11 protein-coding genes are annotated in these 22,339 nt (G+C 73.0%); 6 read left to right on the top strand and 5 right to left on the bottom strand.

Going from position 1 to position 22,339, the window contains the following annotated elements:
- Positions 1 to 39: 39 nt before the first annotated feature.
- Positions 40 to 957, bottom strand: coding sequence for a nucleotide disphospho-sugar-binding domain-containing protein (locus BSB02_RS43025; RefSeq protein ID WP_084960247.1), 918 nt, complete (start codon positions 955 to 957; stop codon positions 40 to 42).
- Positions 958 to 1,135: 178 nt separating this feature from the next.
- On the opposite strand from BSB02_RS43025, the gene BSB02_RS18625 reads away from it, so the two are divergent.
- The 3 genes from BSB02_RS18625 to BSB02_RS18615 are packed head-to-tail and all read left to right on the top strand — an operon-like array spanning position 1,136 to position 4,618.
- Positions 1,136 to 2,140 (top strand): Gfo/Idh/MocA family protein, encoded by a 1,005-nt coding sequence (locus BSB02_RS18625; RefSeq protein WP_084960246.1) that lies wholly within the window; start codon positions 1,136 to 1,138, stop codon positions 2,138 to 2,140.
- Positions 2,141 to 2,142: 2 nt separating this feature from the next.
- Entirely contained in the window at positions 2,143 to 3,474 is a 1,332-nt protein-coding gene (gene rfbH, locus BSB02_RS18620; RefSeq protein WP_084960245.1) for a lipopolysaccharide biosynthesis protein RfbH, read from the top strand.
- Entirely contained in the window at positions 3,464 to 4,618 is a 1,155-nt protein-coding gene (locus BSB02_RS18615) for an aminotransferase class I/II-fold pyridoxal phosphate-dependent enzyme (protein ID WP_084960244.1), read from the top strand. Before rfbH ends, BSB02_RS18615 begins: the two co-directional genes overlap by 11 nt.
- On the opposite strand, the gene BSB02_RS18610 is transcribed toward BSB02_RS18615, so the two are convergent.
- Genes BSB02_RS18610 through BSB02_RS18595 form a run of 4 tightly spaced genes read right to left on the bottom strand, consistent with a single transcriptional unit; the run spans position 4,590 to position 18,981 of the window.
- Positions 4,590 to 5,873 (bottom strand): activator-dependent family glycosyltransferase, encoded by a 1,284-nt coding sequence (locus tag BSB02_RS18610; RefSeq protein WP_240506496.1) that lies wholly within the window; start codon positions 5,871 to 5,873, stop codon positions 4,590 to 4,592. The two genes, BSB02_RS18615 and BSB02_RS18610, sit on opposite strands and share 29 nt — an antisense overlap.
- Positions 5,870 to 7,003 (bottom strand): cytochrome P450 family protein, encoded by a 1,134-nt coding sequence (locus BSB02_RS18605; protein WP_084960243.1) that lies wholly within the window; start codon positions 7,001 to 7,003, stop codon positions 5,870 to 5,872. Before BSB02_RS18605 ends, BSB02_RS18610 begins: the two co-directional genes overlap by 4 nt.
- 36 nt (positions 7,004 to 7,039) lie before the next feature.
- A complete protein-coding gene (locus BSB02_RS18600; protein WP_084960242.1) occupies positions 7,040 to 7,876 on the bottom strand; it encodes a nucleotide disphospho-sugar-binding domain-containing protein in 837 nt (278 codons plus the stop codon).
- A gap of 8 nt (positions 7,877 to 7,884) precedes the next feature.
- Positions 7,885 to 18,981: a type I polyketide synthase gene (locus BSB02_RS18595; protein WP_084960283.1), complete on the bottom strand. Its 11,097-nt coding sequence runs from the start codon at positions 18,979 to 18,981 to the stop codon at positions 7,885 to 7,887.
- 217 nt (positions 18,982 to 19,198) lie between these two features.
- On the opposite strand from BSB02_RS18595, the gene BSB02_RS18590 reads away from it, so the two are divergent.
- The 3 genes from BSB02_RS18590 to BSB02_RS18580 all read left to right on the top strand — a co-directional run bounded on the left by BSB02_RS18590 (position 19,199) and on the right by BSB02_RS18580 (position 22,319).
- The gene (locus BSB02_RS18590; protein WP_084960241.1) at positions 19,199 to 19,879 is read left to right on the top strand and encodes a PIG-L deacetylase family protein; all 681 of its coding nucleotides are present in this window, start codon (positions 19,199 to 19,201) and stop codon (positions 19,877 to 19,879) included.
- 176 nt (positions 19,880 to 20,055) lie between these two features.
- On the top strand, positions 20,056 to 21,354 hold the full coding sequence (locus BSB02_RS18585) for a nucleotide sugar dehydrogenase (protein WP_084960240.1): 1,299 nt from the start codon (positions 20,056 to 20,058) through the stop codon (positions 21,352 to 21,354).
- Positions 21,342 to 22,319: an NAD-dependent epimerase/dehydratase family protein gene (locus BSB02_RS18580; RefSeq protein WP_084960239.1), complete on the top strand. Its 978-nt coding sequence runs from the start codon at positions 21,342 to 21,344 to the stop codon at positions 22,317 to 22,319. Before BSB02_RS18585 ends, BSB02_RS18580 begins: the two co-directional genes overlap by 13 nt.
- The last annotated feature ends 20 nt before the right edge of the window (positions 22,320 to 22,339 follow it).

The following is a 22,339-nucleotide window of genomic DNA, read 5'->3' as shown; positions in this document are numbered from 1 at the left end:
GGGGACTTGTACGATTTCGCGCTGGTTTCGCGCCGAACGCTACTGACCGTCGCAGGCGGCACCCACCCCTATTCGGGCAGGTCTGGGGACCCCACAATCCGTCATGCGGACGAGGTCGGCGACCACTTCGCGGGGACTCGGCATGGCCTCGATCTCCGCACGCAGACGCTCGGCCCCGGCGCGCACTTCGGTGTCGGTCAGCAGGCGCTCGAAGTCCGTGACGTCGGCGACGAGGCAGCCGCCCACCCGCCGGGCGTCCTCCCCCGGCGGCACGAGCTGGGGGAGCCCGTGGGCGAGCGCGGCCATCGTCGTGTACGGCGCGCCGTCGTGGATGACGGCCGTGCACGTGGGCAGCACCGCGGTCACGGGAACAGGGTCGAGGAGGCGGACGTTGGCGGGCAGCCGTACACCCGGGGGCACCCGCGCGTCGCAGACGAGCTCCACGCGGGACCTCGCCGCGGCGGTGAACAGCCTCGACAGCGCGTCCGCGTCGTTCAGGGACACGTAGATCCTGGGACGGCGCGGCTCCCTCCGCAGGGTGGAAGGGATGACCGCGGGACCGGTGTAGGGGACGAATCTCATCGGGACGAAGCCGGCCGGGACGTCTCCGTCCCGCAGGGACGGCGGCAGGCAGTCCAGGGTCGCGCCGTCGATCGGCGGGGCCTCGTCGAACGGCCCGAGAAAGCGCACGCTCGCCGCGCCGTCGATCGTCGTGGGCGCCGGCGCGTCCCAGATGACGAGGTGGGGCCGCCAGAGCGAGGCGACGCCTGTCGAGATGCCGGTCGAGATGCCGGTCGAATCGTCGACCGCGACGAAGCCCGTGCTGTTGATCGTGGCGGCGAACCCGGGCGGGCCGGCGATCCACACCTCGTGCCCGGCCGTACGCAGCGCCCAGGCCAGCGGCACCATGCCGAACAGCCGGACCGCGGAAGCGGGCGTGGCCAGGAGAACGCGCATGGGACACCCCTCCACAAACAGGATCGGTGGCGACTGTAACCGCGGGAGCCGGTCCCGCCTCCCCCTAACCTGCCGCCGTAAGGAGTCCCGGGACATGGCCCCTCACCAGCGTGAATAGGGGTTTGCCCGATCGGCGGGCGTCCCTAGGCTCGCGGGCGAATCGACGCGAGGAACGACCATGGCTGAGACGAGTCCGGTCCGGATGGGCGTGCTCGGCTGCGCCGACATCGCCTGGCGGCGCACCCTGCCCGCGTTCGCCGCCTCCGACCGCGTGGAGATCGTCGCGGTGGCCAGCCGCCACCGGGACAAGGCGTGCCGGTTCGCCCAGCGGTTCGGCTGCCAGGCCGTGACGGGCTACGACGCGCTGCTGGAGCGGTCCGACATCGAGGCCGTGTACATCCCGCTCCCCACCGGGCTGCACGCCGAGTGGTGCGCGAAGGCGCTGGAGGCGGGCAAGCACGTGCTGGTGGAGAAGCCGCTGGCCGCCACCCACCGGGAGGCGTCCGGCCTCGTCGCGCTCGCCGACCGGTTCGGGCTGTGCCTGATGGAGAACCGGATGTTCGCCTACCACAGCCAGCACGCCGCCGTGCGCGAGCTGGTGGCCGCGGGCGCGATCGGCGAACTACGGGTGTTCGGCAGCACCATGGCCGTTCCGCCACGGCCCGCCGAGGACATCAGGTACCGGCCCGACCTCGGCGGGGGCGCCCTGCTCGACGTGGGTTACTACCCCCTTCAGGCGTCCCTGCTGTTCCTGGCCCAGCCCCTCGCGGTGATCGGCGCGGCCCTGCACGTGGATCCGGCGCACGGCGTCGACGTCCGCGGCAGCGTGCTGCTGGGCGCGGCCGACGGCGTCACCGCGCATCTGACCTTCGGATTGGAGCACAGCTACCGCTCCGGCTACGAGCTGTGGGGCAGCCGCGGCCGCCTCATCCTGGAGCGGGCCTTCACGCCCCCGGCCACCTGGCAGCCGGCCGTCCGCATCGAGCAGCAGGACCGGGTGGAGGTGCGCACGCTGCCGCCCTTCGACCAGTTCCGAGCCAGCGTGGACACCTTCGCCGCCGCCGTGCGCGACGGCGTCCCCGTCAGGGAGCACCTGCGCCTCGCCCTGCGAGGCGCCGCGTTGATGGACGCGGTACGGCAAGCCGCGTCGCTCAAGACCGACGACTCGATCCTCGTGGAGTGACCATGAACGAGAGGGCCGCCCAGACCAAGAGCGCGATCCTGGATCTGGTGCGCGAGTACGACAAGCAGGTCGGCAGGGGGACGGGCTTCGTGCCGGGCGTCACGCCGATCCTGCCGTCCGGAGCCGCGCTCGACGAGGAGGACCGGGTCGCGCTGGTCGAGGCGGCGCTGGACATGCGGATCGCGGCCGGGGTGTCCTCGCGCACGTTCGAGAGCCGCTTCGCGCGCAAACTGGGGTTGCGCAAGGCGCACATGACCAACTCCGGCTCCTCGGCCAACCTGCTGGCGCTGTCCGCGCTGTGCCAGCCGGACCTCGGCGACATGCGGCTGCGGCCCGGCGACGAGGTCATCACGGTGGCCGCCGGCTTTCCCACGACGGTCAACCCGATCGTGCAGAACGGCATGGTCCCCGTCTTCGTGGACATCGAGCTGGGCACCTACAACACCACGCCGGAGCGGATCGCCGAGGCGATCGGGCCGCGCACGCGCGCGATCATGATCGCGCACGCGCTGGGCAACCCGTACCAGGCCCAGGAGATCGCGGAGCTGGCCGAGGAACACGGCCTGTTCTTCGTGGAGGACAACTGCGACGCCGTGGGGTCCACCTACCGGGGCAAGCTGACCGGCGGCTTCGGCGACCTGAGCACGGTGAGCTTCTACCCCGCCCATCACATCACCGCCGGCGAGGGGGGCTGCGTGCTGACCAACAACCTGGCGCTCGCCCGGATCGTGGAGTCACTGCGCGACTGGGGCCGCGACTGCTGGTGCGAGCCCGGGGAGAGCGACACCTGCCGCAAGCGCTTCTCCTACCAGATGGGCGACCTGCCGTACGGCTACGACCACAAGTACATCTTCTCCCACATCGGCTACAACCTGAAGGCGACGGACCTGCAGGCCGCCCTGGCCCTGAACCAGCTGGAGAAGCTGGACGAGTTCGGCGCGGCCCGCCGCGCCAACTGGCGCCGGCTCCGCGAGGGCCTGGAGGGGCTGCCCTGGCTGCTGCTGCCCTCGGCGACGCCGGACAGCGACCCGAGCTGGTTCGGTTTCGTGATCACGATCCAGCCCGACGCGCCGTTCTCCCGCGGGGAGCTCGTCCGACACCTGGAGTCCCGGCGGATCGGCACGCGGCTGCTGTTCGCCGGCAACCTCACCCGCCACCCCGCCTACCGTGACCACCCTCACCGCGTGGTGGGCGAGCTCACCAACAGCGACATCGTCACCGAGTGCACCTTCTGGCTGGGCGTCTACCCGGCGATCACCGAGGAGATGATCGACTACATGATCGAGTCCGTGCATGACTTCGTGCTCCCCTACCGAGGCGCCGATGTCGCGTAAGCTCGCGATCGACGGAGGCGAGCCGGCGTTCGCCGAGCCGCTGCACGTCGGCCGGCCGAACGTGCCGGACGAGAAGCGGGCGCTCGAGCGCATCAAGGAGGCGATCGACCGGCGGTGGCTGACCGCCTTCGGCCCGTTCGTCAAGCAGTTCGAGCGCGACCTGGCCGACTACGCCGGGGTCAGGCACTGCATCGCCACCTGCAACGCCTCGATCGCGCTGCAGGTGCTGATCAGGGCCGCCGGCCTGCGCGGCGAGGTGGTGATGCCGTCGTTCACGTTCATCGCCACCGCGCACACGCTGCTGTGGGAGGGCGTCACGCCGGTCTTCTGCGACATCGACGAGCGGACCGGGAACATCGACCCGGCGCACGCCCGCAAGCTGATCACCGAGCGGACGACCGGCATCATGGCGGTGCACCTGTATGGGCATCCCGCGCCCACCGAGGAGCTGGCCGACCTGGCCGGCGAGTTCGGGCTGCGGCTGTTCTACGACAGCGCGCACGCCATCGGAAGCGCCCGGTTCGGCCGCCGGGTGGGTGGCTTCGGCGACGCGGAGGTCTACAGCTTCCACGCCACCAAGTTCATCAACTCCTTCGAGGGCGGCGCGGTCGTCACCGACGACGACGAGCTGGCCGAGCGGGTCCGGTCGATGCACAACTACGGGCGAGGGGAGGGCGAGTACGTCTCCTCGGTCGGCACCAACGCCAAGATGACCGAGATCGCCGCCGCCATGGGCATCACCTCGCTGGAGAACATCGACCACCTCATCGAGGTCAACCGGCAGCGTCACGAGCGCTACCGGGCCGGGCTCGAGGGCGTCCCCGGCGTCGTCCTCCGGTGCCCGAGCCCGGAGAACGACGTCAACTACCAGTACGTCGTGCTGGAGGTCGGCCCCGAGATCGGCCGCGACCGGCTCGTGGCGGCCCTGCGGGCGGAGAACGTGCTGGCACGCACGCACTTCCATCCCGGTTGCCACCGCACGGAGCCGTACGTGCGTGACCCGGCCAGGTTCGCGCCGCTGCCCCTGCCGCACACCGAGGCGCTCAGTGACCGGGTGGTCCTGCTCCCCACCGGCACCGGGGTCAGCCTGACCGATGTCGAGCAGGTCTGCGAGATCATCCGGCAGATCGCCGCGCGAGCGTGAGCTCCTCCAGCACGGGGACCACCTCGCGCGGCGTCGGCGCCGCCAGCAGCTCCCGCTGCAGCTCCCGAGCGTTCGCGCGGTAGGAGGGGTCGTCGAGCAGCCGGCAGAGCATGGCGGCGAGCGCCTGCGGCGTGAAGTCCTCAGGCGGCAGGCACAGGCCCGCCCCGCGCTTCTCGAACAGCCGCCCGCACTCGGCCTCGTCCCAGTAGGGGTCGGGGATGACGATGCTGGGCACGCCGTGGGCGACGGCGTTGCTGTGCGTGCCGAACCCGGCCTGGTGAATGATCGCCGAGCAGCTCGGAAGCAGCTCGTTGAGCGGAACGAAGTCCACCACCGTGACGTTGTCCGGCACGGCGGCCGACGACAGCTGGCTGGCGTCCAGGGTGGCGATGAGTTCGATGTCCAGCTCGGCCAGGGCGCGCAGCAGCTCGTCGGCCGACACCATCACGCGCCCGAGCTGCTCGCGCAGCGAGACCCCGAGCGTGAGGCAGACCCTGGGCTTGGCCGGCGGCCGGTGGACCCAGGCGGGGATGCTGGACGGGCCGTTGTAGGGGACGTAGCGAACCGGGACGTGATGCCGGGAGGTCGGCAGGCGCATCCACTCGGGCATCGGGTCGATGGTCCATTGGCCGGTGATCAGCTCCTCGGCCATGGCGGGGTCGTAGTCCAGGCCGATCCGGGACAGCCGGCCGGTGAACCAGTCGGCGAGCGGGTCGTCTCGCCGCTCGGGCGGCTGCCGGTCGCGGAGCCGTACGAAGTCGTCGTAGAGGCGGCCGATGTAGTCCAGCCCGAAGAGGAGGCGGGCGTGCGCCGCGCCGCTCGCCAACGCCGCGATGGGCCCCGCGAAGGTGAGGGCGTCCCAGACGACGAGATCGGGCCGCCACGAGCAGGCGAACCTCACCAGATCGTCGGTCATCGCCTGATCGGCCAGGAACTCGTACCTGACCCCGCAGGCCAGCGTGAACTCGCCCAGCACGTGGCCCCAGTCCCGGCGCCGCTCCTCGGTGTACGGCGAGGCCAGCCCGCGGCTGAGCACCTCCTGGTTCCAGGTGCCCTTGCCGCGCCAGGAGCCGCCCATGTCCAGCGGGTTGCCGACGGCCACAGCGGGCAGCCCTGTGGCGGTGATGGTGTCCACCATGTCCGGCTGACTGGCGACGCGCACCTCGTGGCCGGCCGACCGCAGGGCCCACGCCAGCGACACCAGGTTGTACATGTGGGCGCGCGACGCGAAAACCGTGAACAGAATCCGCATCATCCACCTGCCTCACTGACGGGACATCTGGCCACCGATCCGGTGACGGGGCAGCGCATGTACCTGACCACCGGCCCGGCCGGCCGCAGGTCCGGGAGCCGGGAGACCAGGGCGCGGACGGCCTCGGCCGCCAGCCGCGACGCGACGGGCGCCACGAACCGGTCGGCCAGGGTCGCGTTCTCCGTACGCGCGACGTAGTACCGGTCGGGCTCGGCGAACACCGCCGGATCCCGGTTGGCCGCGTCGATCAGGACCACGACCTGGTCGCCCGCCTTGACCGGGACGCCGCCGAGGACCAGGTCCTCGCCGGCGATCCGGCTCGCCATCCTGATCGGCGGGTCGAACCGCAGCGTCTCGGCCACCGCGCGGCCGGCCAAGGAGGGATCGGCCCGCAGCAGCGCCCACTGGTCGGGATGGTCCAGCAGCGCCAGGACGGTGCCGCAGATCAGGTTCGCCGTCACGTGGCTGGTGACCGCCAGCGTCACCACATGCCGCTCCCCCACCATGTCCTTGATGCCGTCCCAGCAGGCGACGAGCGTCCGCGCCATCGCCAGGGTGGGCGGGCACAGCCGCACGTCGAGCACCGGCACCGTGCCGGCGACCAGGTCGGCCAGCCGTGGCGAGTACGGCATGCCCGCGAGGGCGGCCAGCGCCTCGACCGCGGCCGGGCGGGCGAAGTCGGTCATGAGGTCGAACCGGCCGCCGAGGCCGGCGGCCCGCGTGCGGACGATCTCGTCGAGCTCCGGGGTGCCGTACACGGGCGCGTGGTCGAGATCGAGCAGGTCGTCGACGGCGAGGACGTGCTTGGGCGTGGTGGCCGCGTCGAGCGTGTAGATCCGCTTGCGCCGCCCGGCCGCCCTGGCGTCCCGTACGGCCAGCCGCGGATCGGTCAGGATCGCGGCCGCGCTCGCGTGCTCCGCGGTGACCCATACGTCCACGTCGCTCTGCCGCAACGCCGGATGGCCGCGCAGCTCCTTGTGGAGCGCGTCCCGGCCGGCGTCGTCGCCGCGCAGCAGGAGGGCGAGCGGCACCCCCCGGTCACCGTGCAGCCACTGCACGCCGCGGACGGTCAGCAGGTGACGGGCGAGGTCGCTGTCGGAGTGCTGTCTCGGATCGATCTGGTGCCTGGTCATGTGACGTCCTCAGCCGGCGGCATGGCCTCGGCGACCTCAACGAGATCGGGCATGTGCCAGCTCCTCCAGGTCGGGCACGATGTCGTGGGGACCGGGCCGGGCCAGCATCTCCCGCTGCCGCCGTGCCGCCTGCTCCCGGGCCGCCCGGTCCTCCAGCAGCGACCCGAGGTCCCCGGCGGTCAGCGGCGGTTCCAGCTGCGGCACGCCGTACACGACCGCGGCGGCGGCCGTGGCGAGATCGCCGTCGTGGACGACGGCGGAGCAGGCGGGCAGCAGCACGGTCAGCGAGAGGTGGTCGAGGAGCCGCACGTTGCCCGGGATCCGCGTGCCGGGCGGGACCTGGTCGGCGGCGAGGATCGCGATCACCTCGACGTCCAGCCCCGCCACCGCGGCCAGGACCTCCTGGATCGCCGCCCGGCCCACCTTGACGGCGACCCGCGGGCGCCTCGCCTCCCTGCGCAGCCAGGCGGGAGTGACGGCGACCCCGTCGTACGGCACATGCCGGATCACCCGGCGCCCCGGGTCGCCGGAGACCGGCACGCTGCCGGGGAGGGGGTCGATGGTCAGACCGGCCGGGGAGTGCCCACCGCTGTCCGGGGCGGACAGCACCCGAGCGCCGGCCACACCGATGCGCTCCGCCACGGCGGGGCCCGCCTGGACGTGGGAGTCCCACAGCACGAGGTCCGGCCGCCACACGCGGGCGAAGCTCACCACGTCCGCGGCCGGGGCGGCGGTGAGCCCGCTGCCCCTGATGGCCGTCTCCAGCGGGCCTGCCACGCACACCTCGTGACCGGCCGACCGCAGGGCCCACGCCGTGGGCACCAGGTTGTACAGCCGCGACGCCACGGCGTCGGTGGTGACGAGTACACGCATGGGTCCTCTCAGCCGAGCGAGTCGAGCCAGGCGTCGACGGCCGCCGCGGTGGTCGGCGCGTCGTCCTCGACGATGCTGAAGTGGTCGCCCGGAATCCCGGCCTCGGCGGTGGCCCGGGTCCAGCCGGTGCGCCAGTCCTCCCCTGCCTGCTCGGCACGGCCCGCGAAGCGGCGCTCGGGGCGCAGCAGCAGGGTCGGCGTGGCGATGCCGGTCACCTCGACGTGGGGCAGCAGCGTCATGTACCGGGCCATCGCGGTGAGCGCCGCCTGGTCGCCGTGGCCGTTCCGCTCGGCCCGGTCGAGTCCGGCGGCGGCCACGTCGAAGGCGAGATCAGCGGCCATCCGCGCGCCCTGCTGATCGGCGACCGGGTAGGTGTCCAGGAGGACGGTGCCCGCCGCCGGGCGCCCCTCACGCTCCAGCCGTCCGGCCGTCGCGTACGCGAACAGCCCGCCCGACGAGTGGCCGAGCAGGGCGAACGGCTCGTCGCCCGCGGCGGCGAGCACGCTTCGCACGAGCACGTCCAAGACGGCGCCGGCCGAGTCGGGCAGCGGCTCGCCCGCGGCGAATCCGGGCATCGCGACCACCGACACCCTGCGGCGGCCGCGGAACCACGAGCCCAGCCGCGCGAACTGGTAGGCGCCTCCCACGGCGGCCGGCGTGCACAGGCAGATCAGGTGGGGCCGCTTGCCGCCGTCGGCGAGCCGTACCGGGGCCGGCAGCCGCTCCATCTCCGCGGCCGAGGAGAAGGTGGGCCGCAGGTTGGCCACCGACCCCATGAGCGCCAGGCCGTCCTCGACGCGACCGGCACGCACCGCCGCGTGGAACAGGTCGAGCACCGAGTCGGCGTGCGCGGAGCCGGCCGGTTCCGCGCGCACCGGCTCCGCCGGGTCGGCGTCGAGCTCGGCGGCCAGGTGGGCGGCCAGCCCGACCGGCGTCTTGTCCTCGAAGACCACGGTCGGCGGCAGCCGCAGCCCGGTGGCGGCGTTGAGCCTGTTGCGCAGCTCGACCGCGGTCAGCGAGTCGAAGCCGGACTCCAGGAAGTCCCGGTCGGCCTCGATCGTCTCGTCCTCGCCGTAGCCGAGCAGGGCGCCGGCGTGCTCCAGCACCAGATCCAGCAGCGTCTTCTCGCGTTGCTCCGGCGCCAGTCCGGCCAGCCTGCCACGCAGCCCGGCGGCATCGGCCTCGGATGCGCCGGCGCGCGAGACGGTGCGCCGTCCGGGCGTCACCAGCGCGCGGAAGGCGGGCGGGACGTGCTCGCCGTCGAACTGTCCGCCCATGGCCGGCTTCATGGGCACGAGCAGGCTCTCCGGCCGCGCCACCGCGGCGTCGAACAGCCGCAGGCCCTCTTCCTCCGGCAGGGGGGCCATGCCGTTGCGCGCCATCCGGGCCCGATCGGTCTCGGCGAGGGCGGCGCCGGCCCACAGGCCCCAGGCGAGGGACTGGCCGGGCAGCCCGTGTGCGCGACGGTGCGCGGCCAGACCGTCCAGGAAGCCGTTCGCCGCGGCGTAGTTGCCCTGGCCGGCGTTGCCGAGCAGTCCCGCGACGGAGGAGAAGAGCACGAAGGCCGTCAGCGGCCGGTCCTTGGTCAGCTCGTGCAGATGCCAGGCGGCGTCCACCTTGGGCCGCAGCACCGCGGCAAGCTTGTCCTCCGACAGCGTTCCCAGCGTGCCGTCGTCGATCACGGCGGCCATGTGGACCACCGCGGTCACCGGGTGCTCGTCCAGCACCCTGGCCAGGGCCTGCCGGTCGGCGGCGTCGCAGGCCACCGTCGTGACCTCGGCGCCCAGCCCGGCGAGCTCGGCGACCAGGCCTGGCGCCTCGCCGCGGCGGGACAGCAGCACCAGGCGTCGCACGCCGTGCGCGGTCACCAGATGCCGGGCGAGCACCCGGCCTATCGCTCCGGTGGCTCCCGTCAGGAGCGTGGCGCCGCCGCCGTCGAAGGTCTGGTACGGCGGGCCGGCCACGACGGGCGGCCGGGTGAGCCGGGCGACGTGCACGACGCCCGAGCGGATGGCCGCCTGCGGCTCGTCACCGGCCAGCACGCCGGGCAGCCTGCGGAAGGAGTCGGGGCTGTCGTCGATGTCGACCAGGCGGATCCGGTCCGGGTTCTCCGACTGGGCCGAGCGCACCAGGCCCCAGATCGCGGCGCCGCCGAGGTCGGTCACGTCCTCCTCGCCCACCGCGACCGCTCCGCTGGTGAGCACCAGCACGGTGTGGGTGCCGGAGAACAGGGTCCTCAGCCGCGTCAGGGTCTCGCCGACCGTCTCGTGAACCGCTTCTGGACCGTCCGCCGCCCGCCCGGTGCGGTCGAGCACCACCACGTCGGCCTCCACCTGTCCGTCGAAGTCGACGGCGGGGACGCCGGCCGCCCGCAGCAGGTCCAGCGCTCCGCCGCCGGCCACCGCCCACCGGCCCGTGGCCGGGACGGGCGTGCGGCTGGGAAGCCTGGTCCAGGTCCAGCCGAAGAGCGACTCGGGCACGGCGCGTGCGGCCTGCGCGCCGGCCGGGTCGCCCGCCGCGCGCAGCACCAGCGACTCCACCGCGGCCACCGGCTTGCCGGCCTGGTCGGCCAGGAGCAGCGAGACGGTGTCACGCCCGGTCGGAGTCACCCGCACGCGCAGCGCGGTGGCGCCGGTGGCGTAGAGCTCGACGCCGGACCAGACGAACGGCAGGCCGCCGTCGACCTCGACGCTCTCGGCCAGAGCGACGGCGTGCAGCGCGCCGTCCAGGGCGGCGGGGTGCAGGCCGAACCGTCGGGCGAGGTGGCAGGCCTCCTGGCCGAGCCGTACCTCGGCGAAGACCTCCGAGCCCCGCCGCCAGGCGGCGCGCAGCCCGCGGAAGACCGGGCCGTAGCGAAGGCCCGCCGTGGCCAGCTCCTCGTACAGGCCGTCCACGTCGATCGGCTCGGCGCCGGGCGGCGGCCAGGCGGTGAGCCCGTCCGGCTCGGGCGTGCCCTCGGCCGCCAGCCGGCCCTGGGCATGCCGGGTCCACGGCGCGCCGTCCTCGTCCGGACGCGCGTACACGCTGACCGGCCGGAGGCCGTCGCCGTCAGGCGTGCCGACCACCACCTGCACGCGGACCCCGCCCTCCGGGGGCAGGACGAGAGGCGCCTCCAGGGTGAGGTCCTCCAGGCGGCGGCAGCCGGCTTCGTCACCGGCGCGCACGGCCAGCTCCACGAACCCGGCGCCGGGGAAGACCGCCGTGTCTCCGAGCGCGTGGTCGGCGAGCCAGTGCTGGGTGCCGAGGGACAGCCGGCCGGAGAGCACGACCTCGCCGGAGTCGGCCACCTGCATCGCCGCTCCGACGAGCGGGTGGTCGGTGGAGTCCAGCCCGGTCGGCGCCATGCCCGCGGTGCCCCTGACGGCGCCCATGTCCACGTCCGGCCAGTACCGCTTGCGGCAGAACGCATAGGGCGGGAGCTCGACCCGCCTGGCGCCGTGGCCGGCGTAGAGCTTTGTCATGTCCACGCCGTGGCCCTCAACGTAGAGCCGCCCCGCGGCCAGGCCGACGGCCATGACCTCGGGCGTGCCGTCGGCGAGCACCGGCCACGCCTCGGCGCCCTCGCCGAGGGCGGTGGCCGCCGGCGTGCCGCCGGGGCTCAGGTCGAGGAACCGGGTGACTCCCTCGCCCTCCAGCGTCCGCACGGCATCGAGGAACCGCACCGGCTCGCGGCAGTTGGCCACCCAGTGCTCGGGGTCGGTCAGGTCGGCGTCCAGGGATCCGGTCACGGTGGAGGCCAGCTTGATCCGCGGAGGCTCGTAGCTCAGCTGCTCGGCGACCTGGAGGAGGTCCTCCAGCACCTCCTCGGCCAGCGGCGAGTGCTCGCCCGCCGCATGCGGCAGGAGGCGGCCGTTCCAGCGCTCGGCGATCTCCGCCACCTCGTCGGCGTCGCCGGAGATCACGACCGTCCGCGGCCCGTCGATCGCCGCGATGCCGGTCAGCTCGGTGAGCTCCGGCTCGATGTCCGCCACGTCCGCCTCGACGACCGCCATCGCGCCGGGCGGCAGCTCCTGCATCAGCTGGCCGCGGTTGGCGACCAGCTTGACGGCGTCGTCCAGGGACAGCACGCCGGCCAGGTGCGCGGCGGCGACCTCTCCGGCGGAGTGCCCCAGCAGGTAGTCCGGCCGCACCTGCCACGACTCCAGCAGGCGGCCGAGCGCCACGCTCACCGTGAACAGCGCCGCCTGGGCGAACGCGGGCTGGTTCAGCAGCTGGGCCAGGACCGAGTCCGGCTCGGCGAACAGCACCTCGCGCAGCGGCCGGTCCAGGTAGCGGTCGAAGCGCTCGCTGGCCTCGTCGAAGGCGTGCGCGAAGATGGGGAACGCGGCGTGCAGGTCACGGCCGAGGCCGGGCCGCACGGCGCCGAGGCCGGGGAAGAGGAAAGCGATCTTGCCGCTGGGCCGTGCCCGGTCCACCACGACCGCTGCCGTCTCCCGCCCGGCGGCGAGCGCGGACAGCCCGGCGAGCAGCTCCTCGCGCGTCGAGCCGGCGACGGCGGCGCGGTAGCCGAACTGCGGACGCCGCCTGGCCAGCGAGTAGCCGACGTCGAGCGGGTCGAGCCCGGGATGCCGGGCGAGGTGGGAGCGGAGCCGGTCGGCCTGGAGCGGGAGCGCCTCCGCCGTCCGCGCGGTCAGCACCCACGGCAGGACCGGGGCGTCCGCCTCGCGGGTGGGCTCGCTCCGCTCCGGCTCGGGGGGCTCGGGTGCCTGCTCCAGGATGACGTGCGCGTTGGTGCCGCTGTAGCTGAACGAGGACACCCCGGCGCGGCGGGGCCGGTCCAGCTCCGGCCACGGCCGGGTTTCGGTGAGCAGCCTGACCGCGCCGGATGACCAGTCGACGTGCGGGGTGGGGGTCTCGGCGTACCGGCTCATCGGCATCTGCCCGTGCCGCAACGCCTGCACCATCTTGATGACGCCCGCCACGCCGGCGGCGGCCTGCGTGTGCCCGATGTTCGACTTGATCGAGCCCAGCCACAGGGGCCGCTCGCTGGGGCGGTTCCTCCCGTATACGGCCAGCAGCGCGTTGGCCTCGATCGGGTCGCCGAGGCTGGTGCCGGTGCCGTGCGCCTCGACGACGTCCACGTCGGCGGGCGTGAGCCCGGCCAGGGCGAGGGCGCGGGATATCACCCTCTCCTGGGACCGGCCGTTGGGCGCGGTCAGGCCGTTGGAGGCGCCGTCGGCGTTCACCGCGGTGGACCGTACGACGGCGAGCACTTCGTGGCCGTGGCGTCTGGCGTCCGACAGGCGCTCGAGCACCACGACGCCGACGCCCTCCGACCACACGACGCCGTCCGCGGACGCCGAGAAGGGCTTGCACCGCGCGTCGGCGGCCGTGCCGCTCTCGCCGAAGTGCGCGAACTGCTCCAGCGAGGAGATGACCGCGACTCCCCCGGCCAACGCCAGGGAGCAGTCGCCGTTCCGCAGCGCCTGCACGGCCAGGTGGAGCGCGACGAGCGAGGAGGAGCAGGCGGTGTCGACCGACATCGCCGGTCCCTCCAGGCCCAGCGCGTACGCGACGCGGCCGGCCACCACGCTGGCGAGCGAGCCGGTGCCGACGTGGATGCCGTCGTGCTCGCCCATGCTCACCGGGCCGGGATCGTAGCTGCCGAGCATGACGCCGGCGAACACGCCGGTCTGGCTGCCCTTCAGTGACAGCGGATCCAGCCCCGCCCGCTCGATCGCCTCCCAGCACGCCTCCAGCAGGAGCCGCTGCTGCGGGTCCATCATCAGGGCCTCGTTCGGGCCGATGCCGAAGAAGGCGGCGTCGAAGTCCGTGGCGTCCCGGACGAATCCGCCCTCCGGCCTGGTGCCCACCGCGCTGAGCAGCTCCAGCCAGTAGTCCATGTCCCAGGCCCGGTCGGTCGGGAACGGGGTGATCCCGTCCTCGCCGTTGGACACCAGCCGCCACAGGTCCTCCGGGCTGTTCACGTCGCCCGGGTAGCGGCAGGCCATGCCCACGATCGCGATCGGCTCGTCGTCGGCCACCGCCGTGACCTGCTCGTCCTGGCCGGTCTCGGCCAGCTCGCCGAGGAGCGTCTCGTGCAGGTGGCCGGCCAGCTGGGTGGCCGTCGGGTAGTCGAAGACGAGGGTGGCCTCCAGGTGCCTGCCCGTCGCCGCCGCCAGGCGGTTGCGCAGCTCGACCGCGGTCAGCGAGTCGAAGCCGAGGTCTTTGAAGGCGCGATCGGCGTCGACCAGCTCGCCGGAGCCGTGGCCGAGCACCTCTGCGACCTGGTTCAGCACCAGGTCGAGCAGGGCGGCGCGGCGGTCCTCTGCCGGCATCCGGGCCAGGCGGCCCAGCAGGGATTCGGCGCCGGCCTGCGCCGAGCCGGCGGCACGCCGGAGCGAGGGCGCCAGGCCGCGCAGCACATCGGGCAGCTCCCCGTCGGGGGTACGGAAGGCCTCGACGTCGAGCTTCATCGCCAGCACGGCCGCGTCGGCGCCCGCCGTCGCGGCGTCGAACAGCTCCAGGCCCTCCGCCTCCGCCAGCGCCGGCACCCCGGCCTTGCTACGGCCGGCCATGCCGTCCGCCAGCGCCCACCGGCCCCACGCGATCGAGTGCGCGGGCAGCCCGTTGGCCCTGCGGTGTACGGCCAGCGCGTCCAGGAAGGCGTTGGCGGCCGCGTAGTTGGCCTGGCCCGCGGCTCCGAGCACGCCTGCCGCCGAGGAGAACAGCACGAAGGCGGTGAGGTCGGAGGTGAGCTCGTGAAGGTGCCAGGCGGCGTCGGCCTTGGGACCGAGCACGGTGTCCAGCCGGTCCGGGGTGAGTGCGGAGACCACGCCGTCGTCCAGCACCCCGGCGGCGTGCACCACGGCACTCACCCGCCGGGTGGCCAGCAGCTCTTCCGCCGCGCCCCGGTCGGAGAGGTCGCAGGCCACCACCTCGGCCTGCGCGCCGAGCGTGGCCAGCTCGCCGACCAGCTCGGCCGCACCCTCCGCGGCCGGGCCCCGCCGGCTGACCAGCAGCAGCCGCTTCACGCCGTGCCGCTCGGCCAGGTGCCGTGCGATCAGGCGGCCCAGCGCGCCGGTGCCTCCGGTGATCAGCACGGCGCCTTCGCCGTCCCACCGCGGCCCGCTCTCCTCGGCTCGTGCGACCCGGGTGAGCCGCGGCGCCATGACGCCGCCGTCTCTGACCGCGACCTGCGACTCGCCTGCCCGCACGATGCCCGGCAGCAGATCGAGTGCGGCACGTTCGTCGTCGCTGTCGACGAGGATCACCCGGCCCGGGTGCTCGGCCTGCACCGCGCGGACGAAACCGTGCACCGCGGCGGCGCCGAGATCCGCGACGTCCTCGCCGGGGAGAGCCACCGCGCCCTTGGTCAGCACCACGAGCCGGGCGGCGCTCAGGCGCTGGTCACCCGCCCAGCGCTGGACGGCGGCAAGGGCGCGCCGGGTCGCCTCCCGTGCCGCCCTCGCGTCCCGGCCGCCGGCCACGCTGACCACGATCGCGTCGGGAGCCGGTTCGCCTTCGGCGGCACCGTCGATGCCGGCGATGCGCAGCGGGCCGGCGTCCGGGAGCGTCAGCGAGATCCAGGAGACCACGTGGAGGGCGTCGCGCGAGGCGGGGGCGGCGAAGTGCGCGCCGGAGGTGGAACGCATCGTCAAGGCGCCCACGGTGGCCACGGGCTGCCCGGCCGCGTCGGCGATGTCGAGGGCCATGGCGCCCTCCGCGGCCCGCCGCACCCGGACACGCGCCACCGAGGCGCCCGCGGCGAAGTAGGCGACATCGGACCAGGCGTAGGGCAGGGAGAACCGCTCACCGTCGCCGGTGGTGCCCTCCACCAGCCCGATCGCGTGCAGGGCGGCGTCGAACAGGGCCGGGTGGAGGCCGAAGGACTCGGCCGATTCCCGTTGCCGGTCGTGCAGGCGGACCTCGGCGAACACCTCGTCGCCGCGGCGCCAGGCGGCGCGCAGGCCGCGGAAGGCGGGTCCATAGGCCAGGCCGTGGGCGGCCAGCTCGTCGTACATGCCCTCGACGGCGATCGGCTCGGCTCCGGGCGGCGGCCAGGCGGTGAGCTCGAAGGGCGCGACGCCGTGGTCGGCCACCAGCGTGCCGGTGGCGTGCCGTACCCAGGGAGCGTCGCCGGACCGGGAGTGGATGCCGACGGGGCGGGCACCGGAGCCGTCCGGGGCGCCGACGATGAGCTGGATCTGGACGGCGCCCCGCTCCGGCAGCACGAGGGGCGCGTGCAGGGTCAGCTCGCGCAGGCGGCGGCAGCCGGCTCGATGCCCGGCCTGGATGGCCAGCTCGACGAAGGCGGTGCCGGGCAGCAGGACCGCGCCACCGACCGCGTGGTCGGCCAGCCACTTGTGGGAGGAGAGCGACAGCCGTCCGGACAGCACCATGGTGTCGGAGTCGGCGAGCGCGGTGACCGCGGCGAGAAGCGGGTGCTCGGCGGACTCCAGGCCGAGCGTGGCCGCGTCGCCGTCGCCCGACGCGGGCTCCAGCCAGAACCGCTGCCGCTGGAAGGCGTAGGTCGGCACGTCGACCGGCCTGGCCCCACGGCCGCTGAAGAACGGCCGCCAGTCGGGCGCGGGTCCGCGCACGTGCAGCTCGGTCAGCGCGGCGGTGAACGAGTGGACCTCCGGGCGATCCCGGCGCAGGACGGGCACCACGACGGCGGAGCCCTCCGGCCCCATGGCGGCCTTGGCCATGCCCGACAGGGTGCCGTCCGGCCCCAGCTCGACGAACCGGTCGACGCCGTTGTCGCGCAGGCACCGGACGGCGTCGTGGAAGCGGACCGCGTCACGGACGTGCCGCACCCAGTGGTCCGGCGAGCACAGCTCCTGGTCGGTGGCCTGCCGGCCGGTCAGGCAGGAGACCACGGGGATGCGCGCCGGGTGGTAGGTGAGCCGCTCGGCCACCCGCCGGAACTCGGCGAGCATGGGCTCCATCAGCGGCGAGTGGAAGGCGTGGCTCACCCGCAGGTGCTTGGCGGGGCGGCCGGGCAGGGCGTCGAGGAGCGCCTGCACGTGGGCCGAGTCCCCGGAGACGACGACGGAGGAGGGGCCGTTGACGGCCGCGATGCCGACCCGGGAGGTCAGCAGCGGGCGGACTTCCTCCTCGGTGGCCCGGATGGCCACCATCGCCCCGCCGGGAGGCAGCGCCTGCATCAGCTTGCCCCGGGCCGTCACCAGAGCGGCGGCGTCGGACAGCGACAGCACGCCGGCGACGTGCGCGGCGCTCAGCTCGCCGATGGAGTGGCCGGCGAGGAAGTCCGGCCGCACGCCCAGCGACTCCAGCAGCCGGAACAGCGCCACCTCCAGCGCGAACAGGCCGGCCTGGGTGTAGGCGGTCTGATCGAGCGTCTCGGCGTCACCGTCGATCACCGTGCGGATGGGACGGTCGAGGTGCTCGTCCAGGGCGTCGCACACCTCGTCGAAGGCGGCGGCGAAGGCGGGGAAGGCCGCGTAGAGCTCTCGGCCCATGCGCACACGCTGCGAACCCTGACCGGTGAACAGGAACGCGGTCGTGTGGTCGCCGCGCGCCACCCCTTCCACCACGGAGGCGGAGGACGCGCCCTCGGCGAGCTCGGTCAACCCGCGCTCCAGGTCCTCGCGGCTGTGCCCGATGACGGCGGCGCGGTACTCCAGCGCCGTGCGGGTGGTGGCCATGGCGCAGGCGATGTCGGCCGGGGCGAGGTCAGGCCGTTCGCGCAGGAAGTCACGCAGCCGTGCGGCCTGGGCGGCGAGCGAGTGCCTGCTCCGGCCGGACACCACCAGGGGAATCGGGTCGCCCGGCCACGAACCGCGCTCTTCCTGCTCGGTCTCGGGCGCCTCCTCGATGATCACGTGCGCGTTGGTGCCGCTCATCCCGAAGGACGACACCGCGGCACGGCGCGGCTCGCCGTTCCGCTGCCAGGCGACGGGCTCGGTGAGCAGCCGCACCCTGCCGTCCGACCAGTCGACCTGCCGGGTCGGCTCGTCGACGTGCAGGGTCTTGGGCAGCAGGTGGCCGCGCAAGGCCATGACCATCTTGATGACACCGGCGACGCCGGCCGCCGCCTGCGTGTGGCCGAGGTTGGACTTGATCGAGCCCAGCCACAGCGGCCTGCCTTCCGGCCGGCTCTTGCCGTAGGTCGCCTGGAGCGCCTCGGCCTCGATGGGGTCGCCGAGGACGGTGGCCGTGCCGTGCGCCTCGACGGCGTCCACCTGGTCAGGTGTGAGCCGCGCGTTGGCCAGGGCCTGGCGGATCACCCGCTGCTGCGCCGGTCCGTTGGGGGCGGTCATGCCGTTGGAGGCGCCGTCCTGGTTGACCGCGCTGCCCCGGATCACGGCGAGCACCGGGTGCCCGTTCTTGCGTGCGTCCGACAGGCGTTCCAGGAGCACCATCCCCGCGCCCTCCGACCAGCCGGTGCCGTCGGCCGACTGCGCGAAGGAGCGGCACCTGCCGTCGCTGGACAGCGTGCGGTCGATGCTGAACTCCACGAAGGTGCGGGGGGTGGCCATCACGGAGACGCCCCCGGCCAGGGCGAGCGTGCACTCCCCGTTGCGCAGGGCCTGGACGGCCAGGTGGATGGCGACGAGCGAGGAGGAGCAGGCGGTGTCCACCGTGACCGCCGGGCCTTCGAGTCCGAGGGTGTACGACAGCCGGCCGGACACCACGCCCGAGGAGCCGTAGCTGCCCGGGTAGTTGTGGTACATCACGCCCGCGAAGACGCCGACCGGGTCGCCCTTGACGCTGTGCGGCGGAATGCCGGCGCGCTCGATCGCCTCCCACGAGACCTCGAGCAGCAACCGCTGCTGCGGGCACATGAGCAGCGCCTCGCGCGGGCTGATGCCGAAGAAGTCGGCGTCGAAGTACGGGGCGTCGTGCAAGAACCCGCCCTCGCGCACGTAGGTGGAGCCGGGCCGGCGCCCCTCGGGGTCGTAGAGCCGCTCCAGGTCCCAGCCGCGGTCCGAGGGGAACTCTCCGACGGCGTCCCCGCCCTCCGCCAGCAGGCGCCACAGGTCCTCCGGCGTCTCCACTCCTCCGGGGAAACGGCATGCCATGCCGACGATCGCGATCGGCTCCCTGGCGGCCTCGGTGAGTCTTCTGTTCTGCTCGCGCAGCCGATCCGCCTCTTTCAGCGACGCACGCAGCGCATCGACCAGCCGGTTGTCGGACATGCTCACGTGACCCTCAATTCCTGCGGATTCAAAGGTGGACAGCCGCTGGAATATCCCTAAATTCGGCAATTTCGCACTGTAGCCGGGGCGCCGGAACCCACCTACCCCTAAGAACCCGGACCCCTAGAGTCGCGCGCACACCACGGAAGGGGTTTCCCACCACCCGCTCCACCGCGTACCCAAGGATCGGGGGACACCCGCACAGGAAAGAGCGCCTATGCACAGACAGACAACCAGGCTGCTGGTCGCCGTCGCGCATGGCGACGACGAGACGCTGGGGGCCGGCGGCACCCTGGCCATGCTGGCCGACGAGGGCGTGGTGATCAAGCTTGCCGTTCTCACCAGCGACGACGGCTCACGATGCCCGACGGGCGTGGGCGTGACCGACCGCACCTCCTCGATCGAGAAGGCGGCGAAGATCCTCGGCATCGAGGAGGTGACCGTCCACAACTTCGGCGACAACCGCCTGGACACCGTCCCTCAGCTGGAGATCAACCGCGTCTTCGAGCGGGAGGTCCGCGAGTTCCGGCCGGACATGGTGTTCACGACCAGCATGAGCGACCTGAACCACGACCACCAGCTGGTGAGCAGGGCGGCGCGGATCGCCAGCCGGCCCGGACGCAGCAGCGTGCGGGAGATCCGGTGCTTCGAGGTGCGCTCAGCCACCGACTGCGGCGAGGCGTCGGGGTTGCCTTCCTTCCGCCCCAACTGCTGGCAGCCGCTGGCGGAACGGCACCTGGAGGCCAAGCTGGAGGCACTGCGCGCCTACGGGAGCGAGGTGGAGAGCTGGCCGAACTCGCGCAGCGAGCGTGGGGTGCGAGCGCTGGCGGAGTACCGCGGCTCACAGGTGGCGACCGAGTTCGCCGAGGCGTTCGAGCTCGTGCGCCTGGTGCTGTGAGGGTGGGCACCCTTAACGCGCCGGGATAGGGGTGGGAATCGCAATCGGCCGTTCTTACGCTCTGCCGCAAAGCCCCCGAAATTTCGGGACAACGGATTTTGAGGCAACACCTTCCACGAGCTCTGTTTCCTCAACAATCCACTCCTGACGATGCCCTGCTCAACCTGAGGAGACCCATGCCCGAGAATTCCGCCACAAGGCGGCTTTCTTCGGTCGCGGTTATCGGCATGGGGTACGTGGGACTGCCAACCGCGCTCGGACTGCACGCGGCCGGCCTGAAGGTGATCGGCGTGGACCGCGACCCCGACCGGCTGCAGGCGATCCGGAACCAGGTCGTGGACCTCGTCGAGTCCGACCGCACCCAGCTGGCGGCAGCCCTCCGCCACCGCGACTTCGTCCTCACCGCCGACTCGGGCGACATATCCGCGGCCGACGCCGTCATGGTGTGCGTCCCCACCCCGGTGGACGGCCACCTCGTGCCCGACCTCCGCCCGCTGAGGGCCGCATGTGAGGCGCTGGTACGGCACGCGCGGCCGGGCCAGACGCTGATCCTGACCTCCACGAGCTTCGTCGGCACCACCGCCCGCCTGGTGGTCGAGCCGCTGACCGAGCGCGGCCTCACCGTCGGCACCGACGTCTTCGTCGCCTCCAGCCCCGAACGCATCGACCCCGGCAACGTGACGCACACCCAGCGTGACACCCCGCGGGTGGTCGGCGGGGTCACCCCGAGGTGCACCGAGATGGCCGCGCGGGTGATCGAGGTGATCTCCCCGATCGCGCACCGGGTGAGCTCGCCGGAGGCCGCCGAGATGAGCAAGCTGTACGAGAACACCTTCCGGGCGGTCAACATCGCGCTGACCAACGAGATGGCCGACATCTGCGCCGGCCTCGGCTTGAACCCCATGGAGGTCATCGACGCCGCGTCGACCAAGCCGTTCGGGTTCATGGCCTTCCACCCCGGCCCCGGCGTCGGCGGCCACTGCATCCCCTGCGACCCGCACTACCTGCTGTGGCAGCTGCGGGAGAGACGGGGCGCCGCTCCCCTGGTGGACCGGGCGATGACCGCCATCGCCGAGCGCCCCGCCAAGGTCGTCGGCCAGGTGCAGGAAGCGCTGTCGCAGGCGGGTCGCGGGCTCGCCGGCACCAGGATCGTCGTCGTCGGGGTGAGCTACAAGCCGGGCGTGCTGGACGTGCGGTCCTCCCCGGCCCTGGAGATCATCGAACTGCTCGCCGAGCGCGGCGCGAAGGTCGCCTACCACGATCCGCTGGTCTCCCAAGTCGTGCTGCCGGGCGGCTCGGTCATGACCAGCGTGCCGCACCCGGCCGGGCCGGACTGGGATCTGGCGCTGGTGCACACCGTGCACCCCGGCCACGACTACGGCTGGGTGGCGGACTGCCCGCTGGTGGTGGACCCCACCTACCGCTTCGCCGGCTCGCTCACCCAGGCGGAGAGGACGGGACTGTGCGCTGCCTGATCACGGGAGGAGCCGGCTTCATCGGCTCCCACCTCGCGGACCACCTGCTGGCCCTCGGCCACGAGGTGGTCGTCCTGGACGATCTCAGCACGGGAAGCCTGAGCAACCTCGACGGGCGCGTGCGCTTCGTCTACGGGTCGGTCTGCGACAGCGACGTGGTCGACTCGTGCATGGCGGGCGTGGACGCGATCTACCATCTCGCCGCGGCCGTGGGCGTCTTCACCATCCTGCGCAAGACCCTGTCCAGCCTGCACACCAACCTGCATGGCACGCAGACCATGCTCGAGGCGGCCCGGCGGTACGAGGTGCCGATCCTGGTCACCTCCACCAGCGAGGTGTACGGCAAGAACACCGCCGATCGGCTGTCGGAGGACGATGACCGGATCATCGGCTCGCCGCTGGTGAACCGGTGGTCCTACGCCGAGGCCAAGGCGCTTGACGAGACGCTGACCCACCTCTACGCCCAGGAGTACGGCGTGAGCGGGGTGATCGTCCGCCTCTTCAACACCGTGGGCCCGCGCCAGAGCCCCAACTACGGCATGGTGATCCCCCGGTTCGTCGAGCAGGCTCTCGCCAACGAGCCGATCACCGTGTTCGGCGACGGCCAGCAGGTCAGGTCGTTCATCCACGTGCTCGACGTGGTTCCCGCGCTGGTGGCGCTGATGAACGACCGGGGCGCCCACGGCACGGTGTACAACCTGGGCAACAGCGAGGAGATCTCGATCGCCGACCTGGCGCAGCGGGTCATAGCCGCGACCGGCTCACGGAGCACCGTGATCAAGGTTCCCTACGACGAGGCGTACGGTCCCGGTTACGAGGACATGCTGCGCCGGATTCCGGACTGCTCACGGGCCAGGGAGCGGATCGGCTTCCGCCCCCGCTACAGCCTGGACGACATCATCGCCTCGCTCATCGCCGATCGGGCTCGCACGTCTGCTTTCGCGAATACCGTTCAAGTGGGATAAATTCCATCCGACAGTGCGCC

Source organism: Thermoactinospora rubra, from assembly GCF_002093975.1.
Taxonomy (GTDB): domain Bacteria; phylum Actinomycetota; class Actinomycetes; order Streptosporangiales; family Streptosporangiaceae; genus Nonomuraea; species Nonomuraea rubra_A.
Note: the sequence above shows the minus strand (reverse complement) of the source record. Positions and strands in the feature narration are given on the sequence as shown.

Bases quoted from the DNA above. Each gene is read 5' to 3' on its own strand.
- BSB02_RS43025 (WP_084960247.1), bottom strand. From the start codon at position 957: ATGCGCGTTCTCCTGGCCACGCCCGCTTCCGCGGTCCGGCTGTTCGGC.
- BSB02_RS18625 (WP_084960246.1), top strand. From the start codon at position 1,136: ATGGCTGAGACGAGTCCGGTCCGGATGGGCGTGCTCGGCTGCGCCGAC.
- rfbH (WP_084960245.1), top strand. From the start codon at position 2,143: ATGAACGAGAGGGCCGCCCAGACCAAGAGCGCGATCCTGGATCTGGTG.
- BSB02_RS18615 (WP_084960244.1), top strand. From the start codon at position 3,464: ATGTCGCGTAAGCTCGCGATCGACGGAGGCGAGCCGGCGTTCGCCGAG.
- BSB02_RS18610 (WP_240506496.1), bottom strand. From the start codon at position 5,873: ATGATGCGGATTCTGTTCACGGTTTTCGCGTCGCGCGCCCACATGTAC.
- BSB02_RS18605 (WP_084960243.1), bottom strand. From the start codon at position 7,003: ATGACCAGGCACCAGATCGATCCGAGACAGCACTCCGACAGCGACCTC.
- BSB02_RS18600 (WP_084960242.1), bottom strand. From the start codon at position 7,876: ATGCGTGTACTCGTCACCACCGACGCCGTGGCGTCGCGGCTGTACAAC.
- BSB02_RS18595 (WP_084960283.1), bottom strand. From the start codon at position 18,981: ATGTCCGACAACCGGCTGGTCGATGCGCTGCGTGCGTCGCTGAAAGAG.
- BSB02_RS18590 (WP_084960241.1), top strand. From the start codon at position 19,199: ATGCACAGACAGACAACCAGGCTGCTGGTCGCCGTCGCGCATGGCGAC.
- BSB02_RS18585 (WP_084960240.1), top strand. From the start codon at position 20,056: ATGCCCGAGAATTCCGCCACAAGGCGGCTTTCTTCGGTCGCGGTTATC.